Source organism: Mucilaginibacter dorajii, assembly GCF_024808255.1.
GTDB classification, from domain to species: Bacteria; Bacteroidota; Bacteroidia; order Sphingobacteriales; family Sphingobacteriaceae; genus Mucilaginibacter; species Mucilaginibacter dorajii.
Genome location: NZ_JANTYS010000006.1, coordinates 107,001 through 123,057 on the forward strand (window position 1 = coordinate 107,001; position 16,057 = coordinate 123,057).

Consider the following 16,057-nt stretch of genomic DNA (forward strand, 5'->3'; position numbering starts at 1 on the left):
TGGTACTTAAAACTAAAACTATGTCATTGCGAGGCACGAAGCAATCGCATACTATACAAGGCCGACTTGCAGAGTTCGCGATTGCTTCGTGCCTCGCAATGACATGGAGTAGAATGGTTTTTACGCTATCAAATCCAACACCGTACTTATGGGCTGATCACTATCAATCAAAATTCCTTTAACACCTGCCGCGGTGCCGGCTTCTACGTCGCGTTCACGGTCGCCTATAAAATAGGATAGGGCAGGGTCGATGTTGTATTTGGCAATGCCTTGCAACAGTAAACCTGGTTTTGGTTTGCGGCAATCGCAATCACCCGTAAAGTTTGGATGGTGCGGGCAGTAAAAAAAGTCGGTAATTACCACGCCACGTTCGGCATAAACTTCACGTAAATGATTGTGCATTTTTGCCAGCTCATCTTCGGTATACCAGCCTTTGGCCAGGCCGCCCTGGTTAGTGGCTACTAAAAGCATGTAGCCCCTGTCCTGTAAAGTTTTTAGCGCGTCGAAATTATCCAGTACATGAAAATCCTCAAACCGGCGCACATAGTCGCCCATTTCCTGGTTTAACACCCCATCACGATCTAAAAAAACAGCTTTAACTTTTGCAGACATCTATATTAAATTTTTGGCGAAGATAGTGAATCTTGTTATTGTTCATAGGTTAGAGTTCATGGTCGATGGTTCATAGTTCATAGTAGAAGGTGTTTTTTTTGCAACAGTTCTAATTTAAAAATTCCGCGTCGGCCTAAAATATGCAGCTACTATCAACTATGAACCATCAACCATGAACTTCTCCTTTACCATGAACCATCAACCATGATCCATGAACTCCCCAAATGTCTACCCTTCACATAGAATTTGCCCACAAAATTTTATTCTGTTTTGGCTATATATACTGCTTGTATAACTGAAAACGCTTCAGATTAGCTAACTTTATATTGATTCTAAATAAAAAAATGACTAACTTCATTTTGTAAATCATAATAAATATTAATTAATGTTGCCAAAGTGTTAAATAAACATGATTTAAATAATCGTTTTTTTAGAAATCTTTAAAAATTCTGATTGATTTTATAAATTATTTAGTAATTGGTAACTTCGTTGTTACACCCTTTTATAAACGGTTTACTCTAAAGATGAATCAAACTGATAGCAACCAGGGCCTTTACAGGCCAGAATTTGAACACGATTCGTGCGGAACTGGGTTTATAACCAACATCAATGGTCATAAAAATAACCAGATTGTTGATGATGCCCTCACAATGCTCGAGAACATGGAACACCGCGGTGCTTGCGGATGTGACCCCGAAACCGGCGATGGTGCCGGTATATTGATACAGCTGCCCCATGAGTTTTTTATGGAAGAATGCTCAAACCTGGAAATTAGCCTGCCCGAACCGGGCGAGTATGGCGTAGGTATGATATTTTTTCCTAAAGATTCGGCACAAAAGAAGGCTTGCCGCTTAACCATTACTGCCGCTATTGAAAAGCTGGGTTTGGTAAAATTAGGTTACCGTAAAGTTCCTGTTGACTCGATGGCAGTAGGCGAAACCGCCCGCCAGGCCGAACCGGATGTTGAGCAAATTTTTATTGCCCGTCCGCATCATATTACTAAAGCCGATGATTTTGAGCGTAAGCTTTTCATCCTGAGAAGATATATTAATAAAACCATTGCCGATACCATTCCTGGTGCCGGCGAGCATTTCTACTTTACATCATTAAGCAGCAAAACCATTGTTTACAAAGGCCAGGTCACTACTTACCAGCTGCGTAAATACTATGCTGACCTGATTGATCCGCGTGTTGCTTCTGGCTTCGCGTTGATTCACTCACGCTTTTCAACCAATACATTCCCATCGTGGAAACTGGCTCAGCCGTTCCGCTTAATTGCGCACAATGGCGAGATCAATACTTTAACAGGTAACTTAAACTGGTTTTATGCCGGCTTAAAATCATACGCGTCATCATACTTCACATCTGAGGAGATGGAAATGATTATGCCGGTGATTGATAACAACCAGTCGGATTCTGCCTGTTTGGATAACATCATCGAGATCTTATTACACTCTGGTCGTTCATTACCACATGTAATGATGATGCTGATTCCTGAAGCATGGGATGGTAACGAACAGATGGACCCGGTGAAGAAAGCGTTTTACGAATACCACGCTACCTTAATGGAGCCATGGGATGGCCCTGCCGCTATCAGCTTTACCGATGGTAGGTTAGTAGGCGCTGTGCTTGACCGTAACGGTTTGCGCCCATTGCGTTACGTGATCACTAATGATGGTCGTGTTATCGCTGCATCTGAAGCCGGTACCCTGGCTATCGATGAAAGCACCATTTTACGCAAAGGCCGTTTACAGCCGGGTAAAATGTTGTTGATTGATACCGAACGTGCCTGCATCATTACCGACGAAGAAATTAAAAAACAAGTAACCTCGCAGCAGCCTTATGGCCGTTGGTTGGAGAACTATAAAATTAACCTGAGCGAACTGGCCGAGCCTCGTTTGGCATTCGCCAGTCTGGCCGAATCTGCCGTGTACCGTTACCAGCAGGTATTTGGTTATAGCCGCGAAGATATTGATACCATCATTAAAACGATGGCTATTGATGGCAAAGAGCCGATAGGTTCAATGGGTACCGACGTGCCTCTGGCTATCTTATCTGATAAGCCACAGCACTTATCAAGCTACTTTAAACAGTTTTTCGCCCAGGTAACCAATCCGCCTATCGATCCTATCCGTGAGCGTTTGGTAATGAGCCTGGCTACGTTTATTGGTAATAACGGCAATTTGCTTGATGAGGATAAAATGCACTGCCATTGCGTGGTTTTAAAACATCCGATATTAAAAAACCACCAGTTAGAAAAACTGCGTAGTATTGATACCGGTATGTTCCACGCCAAAACGCTGCAAACATATTTTAAAGCCGATGGCCTTCCGGGATCATTAGAGAAAGGTATCGCCCGCCTTTGCCGTTATGCCGAAGATGCGGTTGATGATGGTTTTGAGGTATTGATCCTTTCAGATCGCGCTGTAGACTCAGAGCATGCACCTATTCCAACTTTGTTGGCTGTATCGGCTGTTCACCATTACCTGGTGAAAAAAGGCCGTCGTGGCTCGGTAGGGCTGGTTGTTGAAACCGGCGATGCATGGGAAGTACACCACTTTGCGTGTTTACTGGCCTTTGGCGCAACCGCCATTAACCCGTACCTGGCGCTTTCAACTATCGAAATATTGAAAAATAACGGTAGCCTGGAAACCAGCTACGATCTTAAAAAATTGCAAAACAACTACGTAAAATCGGTTAACGATGGCTTGTTGAAGATCTTCTCCAAAATGGGGATCTCTACCTTGCAATCATACCATGGTTCGCAGGTGTTTGAAATATTAGGTTTAAATAAATCTGTTGTAGATAATTATTTCTGCGGCGCAGTTACCCGTATAGGCGGTTTAGGCCTTGACGAAATTGCCCGCGAAGCTTTGTGCAAACACCGCATGGGTTTCAGCACCAAAGTTGCAGATAACCTATTACCAGAAGGCGGCATTTACCAATGGAAACGCCGCGGTGAAGCACACTTGTTTAATCCTACTACTGTACACTTGCTGCAACATGCTACCCGCAGCAACGATTACAACATCTACAAAAACTACGCGAAAGCTGTTAACGATCAAACTGAGAAACACTTTACCATTCGTGGCTTGCTTGATTTTGCGCATCACCGTGAAGCGATCAGCATAGATGAGGTTGAACCGGCAGAAAACATCATGAAGCGTTTTGCTACAGGTGCCATGTCGTTTGGTTCTATCTCGCACGAAGCCCACAGTACCATGGCTATCGCCATGAACCGCATTGGCGGTAAAAGTAATACCGGCGAAGGTGGTGAGGACGAAATGCGTTACGAAAAAATGGCCAGCGGCGATTCTATGCGTTCGGCTATTAAACAAATCGCATCTGCCCGTTTTGGTGTAACCTCAAACTACCTTACCAATGCCGATGAGTTGCAGATAAAAATGGCACAAGGTGCAAAACCTGGCGAAGGCGGTCAGCTGCCCGGCCACAAGGTTGACGACTGGATCGCTAAAACCCGTCACTCTACGCCGGGTGTAGGATTGATCTCGCCGCCACCGCACCACGATATTTACTCTATTGAGGATTTAGCCCAGCTGATCTTCGATTTAAAGAATGCCAACCGTGCTGCACGTATCAACGTGAAACTGGTTTCAAAAGCTGGTGTAGGTACCATTGCAGCTGGTGTTGCTAAAGCTCACGCAGATGTTATCCTGATTGCCGGTTATGATGGTGGTACAGGTGCATCGCCAATAAGCTCTATCAAACACGCTGGTTTACCATGGGAGCTTGGGTTAACCGAGGCTCATCAAACACTGGTACGTAATAAATTACGCAGCCGTGTAGTGTTACAAACAGATGGTCAGCTTAAAACCGGCCGCGATTTGGCAATTGCCTGTTTAATGGGTGCTGAAGAATGGGGTGTGGCAACCGCTGCTCTTGTTGCGGGTGGCTGTATCATGATGCGTAAATGCCACTTGAATACCTGCCCTGTAGGTGTGGCCACGCAAGACCCTGAATTACGTAAACTATTTAGCGGTAAACCAGAGCACGTTGTTAACCTGTTCCGTTTTATGGCCGAAGAGCTTCGCGAAATTATGGCCGAGCTTGGTTTCCGTACTATTCATGAAATGGTTGGCCGCGTTCAGTTCCTGAAAGTGAAAGATCACCTGGATAGCTGGAAAGCTAAAAAGATTGACCTGAGCGGTATACTGCACCCGGTTACCAATACCAAAGGTATGACGCTTTATAACAGCGAAAGCCAGGATCATGGTATGAGCGATATTCTTGACTGGAAATTGGTTGAAAGCGCACAGGCTGCTTTAGAAGATAAAACACCCGTATTTGCATCGTTTGATGTCATCAACGTTAACCGTACCATTGGTACCTTGTTATCAAACGAGGTTTCTAAAAAGTACGGCTCGGTTGGATTACCTGATAATACCATCAACTACAAATTTAAAGGCTCGGCAGGTCAAAGCTTTGGTGCTTTTGCTACCAAAGGTTTATCATTTGAGCTGGAAGGCGAAGCTAATGACTACGTAGGTAAAGGCCTGTCAGGTGCGCAGCTGGCAATTTATCCTGCTGCAAATTCAAATTTTGTTCCCGAAGAAAATATCATCATAGGTAACGTTGCCCTGTATGGTGCAACCTCTGGCGAACTGTTTATCGGCGGTATGGCCGGCGAACGTTTCGCGGTACGTAACTCTGGTGCTACCACGGTTGTGGAAGGTATTGGCGATCATGGTTGCGAGTATATGACCGGTGGCCTTGCGCTGATATTAGGTAAAACAGGCCGCAACTTTGCCGCCGGCATGAGCGGTGGTTTGGCCTGGGTATACAACCCGGATAACAACTTTGCCGAAAACTGTAATACCGAGATGGTTGATCTTGATCCGCTATCATTGCAGGATGAAGAGCAGATCCTTACACTGTTACGTAAGCACATTAGCCTTACCGGCAGCGCGCTTGCAAAACAAATAATAGGCAACTGGACCGAAGCATCTACACAGTTTGTGAAGGTATATCCAAAAGAGTACAAAAAAGTTATAGAGAAGTTACAATATCAAACAATAGGCTAAATTTCAAATGGGAAAACCAACAGGATTTCAGGAGTTTAACAGGGAATTACCAACCAAGATTTCCGCCCCTGAACGCGTAAAAAACTATAAAGAGTTTGTTAATTTATATACCGACGAGAAGCTTAACCAGCAATCGGCGCGTTGTATGAATTGCGGTATTCCGTTTTGCCATTCGGGATGCCCACTGGGTAATATTATTCCGGAGTTTAACGATGCGGTGTATCGCCAAAACTGGGAAGAGGCTTACCATATATTATCGTCAACCAACAATTTTCCAGAGTTTACCGGTCGCATTTGCCCTGCGCCTTGCGAGTCGGCTTGTGTGTTAGGCATTAACAAACCGCCGGTTGCCATTGAGGAAATTGAAAAACATATTATCGAAATAGCTTACCAGAAAAACCTGGTAAAACCTACCGCTCCGCTGGTTAAATCGGGCAAAAAGGTAGCCGTAATTGGCTCTGGTCCGGCAGGTTTGGCGGCAGCAGCGCAACTGGTGAAAGCCGGCCACGCGGTAACCGTTTACGAACGCGATGATAAACCGGGAGGTTTATTACGTTATGGCATCCCCGATTTTAAATTAGAGAAAACCGTAGTTGAGCGCCGTATCGAAGTAATGGAAAAAGATGGCGTTGTATTTAAACTGAACAGCGAAGTAGGTGTAAATGTTGCTGCCGACGAGTTATTACGCAGTAATGACGCCGTTATATTGGCGGGTGGTTCAACCGTGCCGCGTAACCTGATGATCCCTGGCAGGGAGTTAAAAGGCATCCATTTTGCGATGGACTTTTTAAAGCAGCAAAACAAACGTGTAAGCAATATTGATGTTGTTGGCGATGATATTATTGCTACTGATAAAGATGTAGTTGTGATTGGCGGCGGTGACACCGGCAGCGATTGCGTGGGTACATCAAACCGCCAGGGCGCAAAATCTGTAAAACAATTTGAGGTGATGTTTCAGCCACCGGCACAGCGTACACAGCACATGCCGTGGCCAACCTACCCAATGGTGCTAAAAACCACCAGTTCGCATGAAGAAGGTGCAGATCGTTTCTGGGGCGTTAACACCCTGGAGTTTTTAGGCGACGAAGAAGGTAACCTGCGCGCTTTAAAAGTTGTTGATGTTGAGTGGGAGCAGGACTTTATGGGCCGCCCGGTAAAATTCCACGTTGTGGAAGGTTCTGAGCGCGAAATTCCGTGTCAGCGTGTATTCCTGGCTATGGGTTTCCTTTATCCGCAGCCTGCAGGTTTATTGGCACAATTAGGTGTTGAGCTTGATGACCGTAAAAATGTTAAAGCCAAAGAAGGTGTTTACCGTACCAATGTAAGCAAAGTATTTGCCGCAGGCGATATGCGCCGTGGCCAGTCGCTGGTAGTATGGGCAATTTCTGAAGGCCGTGAAACAGCCCGCAAGGTTGATGAATTTTTGATGGGCCATTCTTTACTGGAAAGTAAAGACGCCGTTAATCAATTCGACCAGGTGTTTTAAGAACCCTATAAACCCAAAATAAAAAAGCCGGAAGTTGTAATGAACTATCCGGCTTTTATTTTTAAGTGCTATTTGGCCAAATTGGCCAGTTGCGTCTTATTTTGCTCCTTTAGTTTAATAATAAGCCCTTTAGCTTGTAGTTGCCAGTTGGTTTCTTTTACTATGCTATTGTCATAACATCTGTAAATAGAGAAATCGAGTTTGGTTGATCCCAATACATATGGGCCGGAAATTCCAATGTAATCCGTCTTTTCGTCGTTATAGTTTGATTGGTATTTAAACGCGTAATATAAACTACCTTTATCCAGTATTTTACCCAATAATACCAGATTTTCCGGTGTGCTATCGTCTTCATCTGCCGAAATAGATTGATACATACATAATTTGGCAAATTCGTCCTGCTTTTTATATTTAAGAGGTACCTTGTCCAGTTGTTTTGCCTTACTTAAACTCTGCATCAGATCATACCGGATTGCAATACTATCTAAAAGTGTGTTCAATAACTTTTGATTTATGGGCAAATGATTGGCTATTCTGGTGATAACAGCATCGGAAAGCTCATTTTCATCATTTTTTATCAGTTTTGTTGTAAAACTATCAGTGATGGGCTGATTTGTGATTTCCTGCATTAGGCCCAGGTAATTATATCCACCCGAAAACCACTTAACGCTTGTATCTTTTTTGGCGATAAAATCATCGAGGTCGCTTTGGGCATATTGTGTAAGTGCCTGAAATTTGCTTTTTATCAATGGTGTATATTTCCCTTTTTGAGTTTCATACACCATGGAGCGCGCCACCGATAGTAAATTTGTGCGATATTCCGGATATTGAAGTAGTGAATATATCTTATCGAAATTTGCGGCCACAAAATCAAGGGAATCACGCATCGGACTGAAAATCTCATAATTTTCATCGGTTTTTAGTGCCTTTGATGAGGTTAACAAATTAAGATAAATATCGTACCCCGCCTTTTTATCTACATCGGGGAGGGTATTTAAAATGGCCACCTTAAGTATATCGCTGGTGCCGGGGTTTTTATAAAGCGACTGCAGTTCATCAAGTGTTTTCTCGTCATTTACTTTGACTAAAGTTTTGATGAGTTTACCACGGGTACCGGTGCCTAAAGTATCATCGGGATAAGTTCTGTTTAGGGCTTTGTATAAGTAGGGTAGCTCATCTTTTTCAAAATCATAATAGGAGAGCGCTCCACGGGCATACTTAGCTGTGGTAGTATCTGTGGCTGAAAGATCATTAACAATCAATTGCGCCTTTGAAGAGCTTAGGTTAATAGGCGCGGTGTCATGATTTTTAGTAAGGGAATTAAGAAATGCGTTAGCATTTTGATCAAAAAGTTCCTCATTGGCTGTAAACTCCGAAAAGTAAAGTAAATCGCCATTGTTGATGTAAATACGGTTCCTCTTTTTTTGATCCGAATCCTTTTTCTTCGATAAAAATTCCCTGCCGCTTATACCATTTGTGTTGACACTATCTGTTTTTAATAGCGTATCGCTATATCCAACAAATTTATGGATCATATGCTTATACAATGAATCGACATTTTTTGTCCTGTAGTATTTACTTACGTACGCGTGCTCAAAATTGAAGGAGCCCCCTGATACCGGATTGAGTAAAAAAACAGTAGAAGCTGACGTTAAAAATGAGTTATAGGTATCTACGGTATCTTTAATTGTTTTTATCTCGGGGAATACCATGCACTTGAAAGTTCCGTCATCAATTGTATAAGGGATGAGTTTAGCAGGCAAATAAGGGGTAAATGTAAACGAATCAAAGAAATCATCTGTCGATTTTTCGGTAGAGCCTTCCTGTAGGTCTTGTGCTAATAGCATTACAGACCGGTTACCCCTTGCAAATATTTGAATGGTACAATTGTATTTGCCGGCCAGCATAATCTTTAATTCCCGTCCTTCATAACCATCTTTAAATATTTTCCTCGGCTCTTCCACTATTTTACCTCTCGATTTAAATTCGTTTACAGCCGCTGTAAATCCTTTTTCTTTATCTGCAAGATAGTTCTGAATCGGAAAATCGTTATACCTTACCAGGTAGTTTCGCATGTTGAGGCTATCTATGGCCATGTAGATCTTAATTTTGATCGTTCCGGTTTTAGTGCCCGCCGGGTTTGCCAATTCTTTTTCTATCAATTTGGGCTGTGTTGGTAAATGCACCGAAAATGCGCCGGTATCGTTCTTAAATGTTATCCAGTTTGAAGCCGGTTTTTCCGCAACTTTGAAACTTTTAAATGAATCAAAAAAACGGTTGGCGTAGGCAGAGTTAACGCTTTCTAAATCATTACCGGCGTAAAGACAATACAGAAAATTGTTGCTGATGATTAGCCTGATCCGGAAAAGTTCGGCGTCGGTTTTCATGGTAATATCCGTTCCCTTAAATCCATTTACGATGATGGGCTTTTTACTCAAAATATGGTTTCGTTCGTTCGCTTTAAAATTATTGATGGTTTTTTGAATGATATCGTCGTCTGTTACCGGCCGGGTAGTTGACCCTTCCCTAATAGCGTAGGCCCCAAAGAAAACGTCATTGGCAATATCGGGGTAAATGATACTGCTTAAGCCGTAAAGCAGGTCTGTTTTCATCGGCATAAATGGCAAATCAAGTGAATATCCCTGCTCATTATCCGTAAAAGTTTGCCACTTTAATTTGCTTACATCGGTAGTGTATTTTGCTGCGATACCGGTAAAGTTGGCCGTAACAGGTGTTACAGTATAGCCTGCGTTTCTTAACAGCGAGATCAGTCCATTATCGCCGGGGAGATGAGCAACGCCCACTGCCGAAAATATAGGCGCTGTTGCCAGGTGTGATAAAATGCTGTTAAACATTACTTTATTGCGGGCTACCATAATATCGCTATTGAGTTCGTCGTCGCCCAATAAACTTAAAATATGTTCAAGATTGGCCTTGCTATAGGCATCTATCAGTTTTTCCCGGTTATCCAGTTTGTTGTTATCTTTTTCGCCGTCCTCATCTACAAGGTCTGCAATCCGCCTTTTCAACTGCTCGGATTTTGATCCGAAATATTCATCGAACTGCTCAGAAGCATTTTCCAAGCCATAAACGTTTTTGTTTAAGGTACGGGCTATACCAAACAGGTAAGCATCAACAAAAGATTTTTTATCGTCGGGCCTTTTCTTTTCGGGCTCCATCATCGATTCTACCCGTAACGGATCAAGGTTACCCATTGGATATCCGTTTTTTTCTTTAAATCGTTTGGCCAGTTTTTGATATTCTGCATCTGTAAGCCATTTGCGCAAACTGCGTGTACTATCGCGTTCGCGGGCTGTAATGAACATTTTTTTCATCAGCGTATCCGGGTGTACTTCAAGCGCGAATGATGGGCAGCTTTGAATAGCCAGCATCACTGAATCGCTGAACCCAAAGGCTCGCTTGTCTTTAACATGCATAGTGCCAAACAGGTACGATGGCCTGGTTAGGCCTTTACCAGATATTTTCCAAAGTAAATTATAAGGAAGCTTTTGCTGGGCAACGGTTGTTAACGGGATTAAACTACATAGGATAAGTAAAACGGTTGCGTTAAAATAATTTACAAACGATTTTAAAGGGTGGAATTGTGACAAATAAGGTTTGGTCATAAAAAGTATTGCAGGTGGTAAAAATAAAATCCCACTAATATAAAGGATATTATGTTGCCTGCGATGGTGCTAAGGAGATATTTTGCCCGCAAAGCCTGCTTATTACAAAACGAAGGAGCGTAATTGCTTCAACATAATATTATTATGCTACATTGGTAAACCAGTTGACACTTTTGTTGTTACACCTTAACAAGTACGTAACATCAATTATAAATGAAGCAAATAGCAAGCTTTTTATTGGGTTTAATTACCCTTATTTCGGTTCAATCGTGCCAGAGTAACAAACGCGCCAATAATTATAATGATAAAGCCCTGGTGGACGATAGCGGCCTGATGTTTCTTAAAAACGGGATGGAAGGCAGCCTAATCACTATAAAAGCTTCAGGCCTGGCTATTTCAAATTCCAAAAATCAGCAGGTTATCCAGTTTGCTAAGGCGATGATAGATGATCATACTTTGCTGGCGGATAATCTTAAAAAATTGGAAACCGATAATTTCGTAAGTGCCGAGGATACTATTAGCCCGGCAAATTTGCAGCTAATTACCGATCTTGAGCAAAAAAAAGCTGCCGAGTTTGATAAGGCTTATATGGGGATGGTGGTAAGCCAGCATGAGCAGGATTTAACCCTTTTTAAAGCTGCCGCACAGAATAAAAGCCCTAACCTGTCTGATTTTGCCCGAAAAGCAATGCCATCGTTACAGGCCCACCTTGATTCGGCCAGGATGATCAGTACTACTTTATATAAAGTCTATTAAATAATTTCACACAAAACTCCTGAATGAGTATTGCAAATCAGAATCTTAGCTTTAAGCTTTGTGCATTTTGCTTTTAGCTTCTATTTAAAATAACTTTAATTGTTGTTGCGTTGGCGGCATTGCTTTGCCCACTACCGTACGACCGCCATATTTCCAGGAATCTTCACGCTCTTTAGCTATTACCTTATCGAAATTTGCGTTGGGGGTAAAGTCCTTTTCGGCATTCTCGGCTATTTTATGCAGCCGTTTGATGGCTTCATTCTTTTCCGATTCGCCAATTTGGGCTTTGTGTAAAGCGTTTTGTAAGGTGTTGATGGTTTCGTCATAAACTTTGGTAGGCACAGGGAAAGGGTGCCCATCCTTACCACCATGGGCAAATGAAAACCGCGCCGGATCTTTAAACCGGGAGGGAGTACCATGAATCACCTCGCTTACCAGGGCCAGCGATTGCAATGTGCGCGGACCTAAGCCCTGTAACATCAGCAGACCCTCAAAATCGGCGGGTTGCTTTTCATGGGCCAGCCACAAAACCGCGCCAAGACGTTTAAGGTCGATATCTTTTGCCTTTACCTCGTGGTGGTTGGGCATCACCAGCTTGCTGATCTCCCTGGTCATAATTTCTGGGTTTTCACTGGCTATTTGCATCACGCCGTCTCTTGAGGTTTGGGCCTGACTATCTGCCATATTCAGGATCAATCCGTTGTTTTGCCCGTAGATGGAGGTATGCGGATCATTCACAAAAGAACTTAGCTGCTCTGAATGCCAGTGATAGCGCCGGGCGGTGCTGCTTGCATCACTCATGCCTTGCTGCACCACGGCCCATTTACCGGTATCGCTTAAAATAAAGTTGTGGGTATATAGTTGAAAGCCGTCCTGTATAGCGGTATTATCTACCTTGGCACTTAGCTTGCTGCATTTTACCAGGTAATCGCCATCAAGACCGGTAAGCTCGCCAATCTTCATCAACTCGGCCGGGGTTTGCTTAGAGTGTCTGCCTTTGCCACCGCAAATGTAAATGCCCAATTCGCGACTGCGCGGATTAACAGATCGTTTTAATGCACCCATTACAGAGGTTGTAATGCCCGAGGAATGCCAATCCATGCCCATCACAGCCCCAAGGCTCTGAAACCAAAACGGATCGCTCAGGCGGCGTAAAACTTCGTCTTTACCATAATCTAACACAATGTTTTCAACCACGGCAAGCCCCAGCTTAGCCATCCGCTCGGCAAGCCAGGTGGGTACGTAGCCATAATGTAAGGGTAAGTCAGCACTGCCAGATCGCTTCATGCTAACAAAGTTAGTAAAATTGATTGTTGATTGGAGGATTATGCCGATTTTTTCTGAACCGGGATTATGCCGATTTATCAGATTTGACTTGCATGGGTAAACCTATCCTGATAATCCTTTAATCCTATAAATCGTGGTTCAGGCAAAATCATTTTCAAATTCTCAAATCTTCAAATCAAAAATTAGTCCGCTTCCACTTCGCCCACGTACATTTCGTCAATATCGGCGGCGTATTTCTTTTCAATTACCTTCCGTTTAGCTTTCATGGTTGGGGTTATTTCGCCTTCTTCCATGCTGAAGGGGTTACGCTTTACTTTGAATGCTTTGATACGCTCAAACTTGGCCAGCTCATTGCTGAATTTGCGGATATCCTGGCTAATCCAGTCTACAATCTCTTTATCGTCAATAAATATTTCGGGCTTTTCAAAAAACTCGTTATTCAAGCCGAATGTTTCCTGCAAACCTTCTTTGCCTGGTACTATAATAGCGGTTATGTATTCCCGTTTATCGCCCAATAAAAATACCTGTTCAATTTTAGGGCTTTTAAGGTAGGTGTTCTCAACAGGGGTAGGGTAAATATTTTTACCGTAAGCATTAACCAGCATGTTTTTAAGCCTGTCGGTAATTTGCAGGTTACCACGGAAAAATCTGCCTATATCGCCGGTATGGAACCATCCATCGGCATCAATAACAGTAGCGGTTTCCTCGGGTTTGTGCCAGTAGCCCTTCATTACGCAATGGCCACGCACAATGATCTCGCCTTCTTCGGTCTCCGTATTTTCTTTAAAGTTATCGTGAGTTTGTATCGAGTAGATCTCTTTAGTTTCTACATTTTGAATGGCCACTTCAATGCCAGGTATAATACGGCCTACAGTACCGTAAATTACCCGGTGGCGTTCGGTAACAGCCATAACTGGTGATGTTTCTGTCAATCCAAAACCTTCTAATATCACAATACCCAGGTCGCCGAAAAATTCACCGATATTTTTAGGTAACGCGCCACCGCCCGATACCATGAACTGTAGCTTACCACCTGTTTTTTCTTTGATCTTACTGAATACCAGTTTTTCGGCTATGCTATGTTTGGCTTTTAATATCACTCCCGGGGATTTACCCACCTCTTGTGCATGACGTACTTTTTTACCTACCTCAAACGCCCATAAAAAGATCTTTGTTTTGATGCCGCCCGCTGATGTGCCACTTTTAATAGCCTTATCATGAATGCGTTCTAACAAACGTGGCACACAACACAGGATGGTAGGCTGAGTTTCGGCCATATTTTTGGCTAATAACTCCAGGCTTTGGGCAAAGGCTATTTGTGAGCCTTTTAAAATAGCAATATGGTAAATGGTACGCTCAAAAACATGTGATAATGGCAGGAATGACAAAAAACGGTCGTTTTTGGTTACGTACGGAATCTGGATTACACTATTGTGGGCATTTTCGGTAAGGTTATGATGGGTAAGCATTACACCTTTAGGGATGCCGGTAGTGCCAGACGTATAGATAAGGCACGATAGATCTGTTGGCAAAATGGCCTCCCTTGCGGCATTGATGGCCGGGCGGTATTGGTCAATAACGTGCAGGCCTTCTTTAATCACCTGGTCAAAGCCCACTACACCAGCGTTAAGTGAAATCTTATCGCTAAATTTTTCAAAATCGTCAAATGCCGGGATAATGCGGATGAGGTCCGGGCAGTTATTGGCAATCTTCAATACCTTGCGAAACAGGAACGGGTTACCGGCAATGATGGTTTTGGCACCGGAGTCATTGAGGATATACTCTATCTCGTTTTCGGTAAGGGTGGGATATATAGATGTATTGATGGCTCCGATCTGTTGCAGGGCCTGATCGTAATAAACATAATTGGGCCCGTTCTCAATGATCAGCGAAAGCCTGTCGCCCTTTTGGATGCCCAATTCAAGCAGCCAGGCCGATATGGCATCTATTTTGGTCAAAGCCTCGGCATAGCTAATTTCCAACCAGGTATCCTTAACCTTGTGGATCATGAAAGTATGACTTTCGGGATGGATATGGGTTACCGCATTGCGTATAAATGATGGTACGGTTGAAAGTGCTTTTGCCTTGCTCATTAAGTGTATCAATTGGTTTTTACAGCATCAAACTTATGTTTTTTAACCTAAAAACTAAAATGAAATAATGAAGTGCAGGTATTGTTACTTAATAGATCCCCTAAGGGCTATTTAACACCGGGTATTGGGGCTGCCAGGTATTCGTTAAGCATCGCCACAAATAGTTCTGGTATTTTACTATTTGGGTTTGGTGCCATAATTTCCCCTATAAACTCGCCGTGGGTGCCGGGCATAATAGCCAACCGGCCGTGTGGCAATAAACGCGACATTTCAATAGCGTGCTCAGGCGTTACCACATCCTGGTCACTCACAATCACCAGGGTAGGGGCCTGTATTGATTTGATCTGCTCGTCTGGCCAATCCTTAAAACTCACCATTCTTTGCGCGTCTTTATCATGCATGTTTTGTAAACCGGCCTGGGTATTGCCCGGAATAGCTAAATAAACATCTTTATAAATTTGAGGCATATTTGCCAATGTCGGATTTTTCATCATATCCCAAAGCCAGGGGAACATACCGTTTCTTTTATATACAGCCGAAATAGCGATCAGCTTATGCACCAATTCGGGATGCCTGATCCCTAATTGCAGCGTGGTACTGCCGCCATTGCTAAAGCCAACAACATTGGCACCGGTAATATTTAATTGGGTAAGCAATGTGGCCACATCGTCGGCATCCTCTTCAAAAGTTTCAGGGATATCCCTGGCCGATGTACGCCCATGGTTTTGCAGATCAATACCGATCACCATATGGGTTTTGGCTAATTCGGGCATAATTTTATCAAATGATGTATGCATGGTTGAACCACCACCATGAATGAGTACTAAGGGGTGCCCGGTACCATGAATTTCATAATACATTTTAATGCCGTTTACTTGTGCATATTTACCGGGCGACTGCGCATGGCTTTTAATGGTTGTGCTCATAATTGATAAAGTAAAAATACCTGTTTTGATGATCTGCCTAAACAAACTTTGCATATAACAAATTTAAGCCGATCCTTCATACTTGCAAATGGCTGTATCCGACATTTAAAATTCTGTTTGCGACAACAAATAAATCGATTTAAAATACCCCGTAACAATTCGCTTACAAAACAAACAGACGGTAAAATAAGTGTGTATTTATTACACAATCAATGCCTAAAACGCTAAT

8 protein-coding genes are annotated in these 16,057 nt (G+C 43.1%); 3 read left to right on the forward strand and 5 right to left on the reverse strand.

Annotated elements, in window-relative coordinates:
- Positions 1–120 precede the first annotated feature (120 nt).
- Positions 121–612: a D-glycero-alpha-D-manno-heptose-1,7-bisphosphate 7-phosphatase gene (locus FHS10_RS10085; protein ID WP_259089985.1), complete on the reverse strand. Its 492-nt coding sequence runs from the start codon at positions 610–612 to the stop codon at positions 121–123.
- A gap of 524 nt (positions 613–1,136) precedes the next feature.
- Here FHS10_RS10085 and gltB point away from each other — a divergent pair.
- On the forward strand, positions 1,137–5,654 hold the full coding sequence (gene gltB, locus FHS10_RS10090; RefSeq protein WP_259089987.1) for a glutamate synthase large subunit: 4,518 nt from the start codon (positions 1,137–1,139) through the stop codon (positions 5,652–5,654).
- A 7-nt stretch (positions 5,655–5,661) separates the two neighbouring features.
- Positions 5,662–7,140, forward strand: coding sequence for a glutamate synthase subunit beta (locus tag FHS10_RS10095; protein ID WP_259089988.1), 1,479 nt, complete (start codon positions 5,662–5,664; stop codon positions 7,138–7,140).
- A gap of 68 nt (positions 7,141–7,208) precedes the next feature.
- On the opposite strand, the gene FHS10_RS10100 is transcribed toward FHS10_RS10095, so the two are convergent.
- Complete coding sequence (locus FHS10_RS10100; RefSeq protein WP_259089991.1) at positions 7,209–10,766, reverse strand: TraB/GumN family protein; 3,558 nt, start codon at positions 10,764–10,766, stop codon at positions 7,209–7,211.
- A gap of 213 nt (positions 10,767–10,979) precedes the next feature.
- Here FHS10_RS10100 and FHS10_RS10105 point away from each other — a divergent pair, with 213 nt between their 5' ends.
- Positions 10,980–11,522 carry a DUF4142 domain-containing protein gene (locus FHS10_RS10105; protein WP_259089993.1) on the forward strand — a complete coding sequence of 181 codons (543 nt, stop codon included), beginning with the start codon at positions 10,980–10,982 and terminating at the stop codon, positions 11,520–11,522.
- Between the two features lie 84 nt (positions 11,523–11,606).
- On the opposite strand, the gene FHS10_RS10110 is transcribed toward FHS10_RS10105, so the two are convergent.
- The 3 genes from FHS10_RS10110 to FHS10_RS10120 form a co-directional block, all read right to left on the reverse strand.
- Positions 11,607–12,809 carry a DUF763 domain-containing protein gene (locus FHS10_RS10110; RefSeq protein ID WP_259089994.1) on the reverse strand — a complete coding sequence of 401 codons (1,203 nt, stop codon included), beginning with the start codon at positions 12,807–12,809 and terminating at the stop codon, positions 11,607–11,609.
- A gap of 182 nt (positions 12,810–12,991) precedes the next feature.
- Positions 12,992–14,902 carry an AMP-dependent synthetase/ligase gene (locus FHS10_RS10115; RefSeq protein WP_259089995.1) on the reverse strand — a complete coding sequence of 637 codons (1,911 nt, stop codon included), beginning with the start codon at positions 14,900–14,902 and terminating at the stop codon, positions 12,992–12,994.
- Positions 14,903–15,009: 107 nt separating this feature from the next.
- On the reverse strand, positions 15,010–15,882 hold the full coding sequence (locus tag FHS10_RS10120; protein ID WP_259089996.1) for an alpha/beta fold hydrolase: 873 nt from the start codon (positions 15,880–15,882) through the stop codon (positions 15,010–15,012).
- Positions 15,883–16,057 lie beyond the last annotated feature (175 nt).

Coding starts and splice junctions, on each gene's coding strand:
- FHS10_RS10085 (WP_259089985.1), bottom strand. CDS start 612: ATGTCTGCAAAAGTTAAAGCTGTTTTTTTAGATCGTGATGGGGTGTTA.
- gltB (WP_259089987.1), top strand. CDS start 1,137: ATGAATCAAACTGATAGCAACCAGGGCCTTTACAGGCCAGAATTTGAA.
- FHS10_RS10095 (WP_259089988.1), top strand. CDS start 5,662: ATGGGAAAACCAACAGGATTTCAGGAGTTTAACAGGGAATTACCAACC.
- FHS10_RS10100 (WP_259089991.1), bottom strand. CDS start 10,766: ATGACCAAACCTTATTTGTCACAATTCCACCCTTTAAAATCGTTTGTA.
- FHS10_RS10105 (WP_259089993.1), top strand. CDS start 10,980: ATGAAGCAAATAGCAAGCTTTTTATTGGGTTTAATTACCCTTATTTCG.
- FHS10_RS10110 (WP_259089994.1), bottom strand. CDS start 12,809: ATGAAGCGATCTGGCAGTGCTGACTTACCCTTACATTATGGCTACGTA.
- FHS10_RS10115 (WP_259089995.1), bottom strand. CDS start 14,902: ATGAGCAAGGCAAAAGCACTTTCAACCGTACCATCATTTATACGCAAT.
- FHS10_RS10120 (WP_259089996.1), bottom strand. CDS start 15,882: ATGCAAAGTTTGTTTAGGCAGATCATCAAAACAGGTATTTTTACTTTA.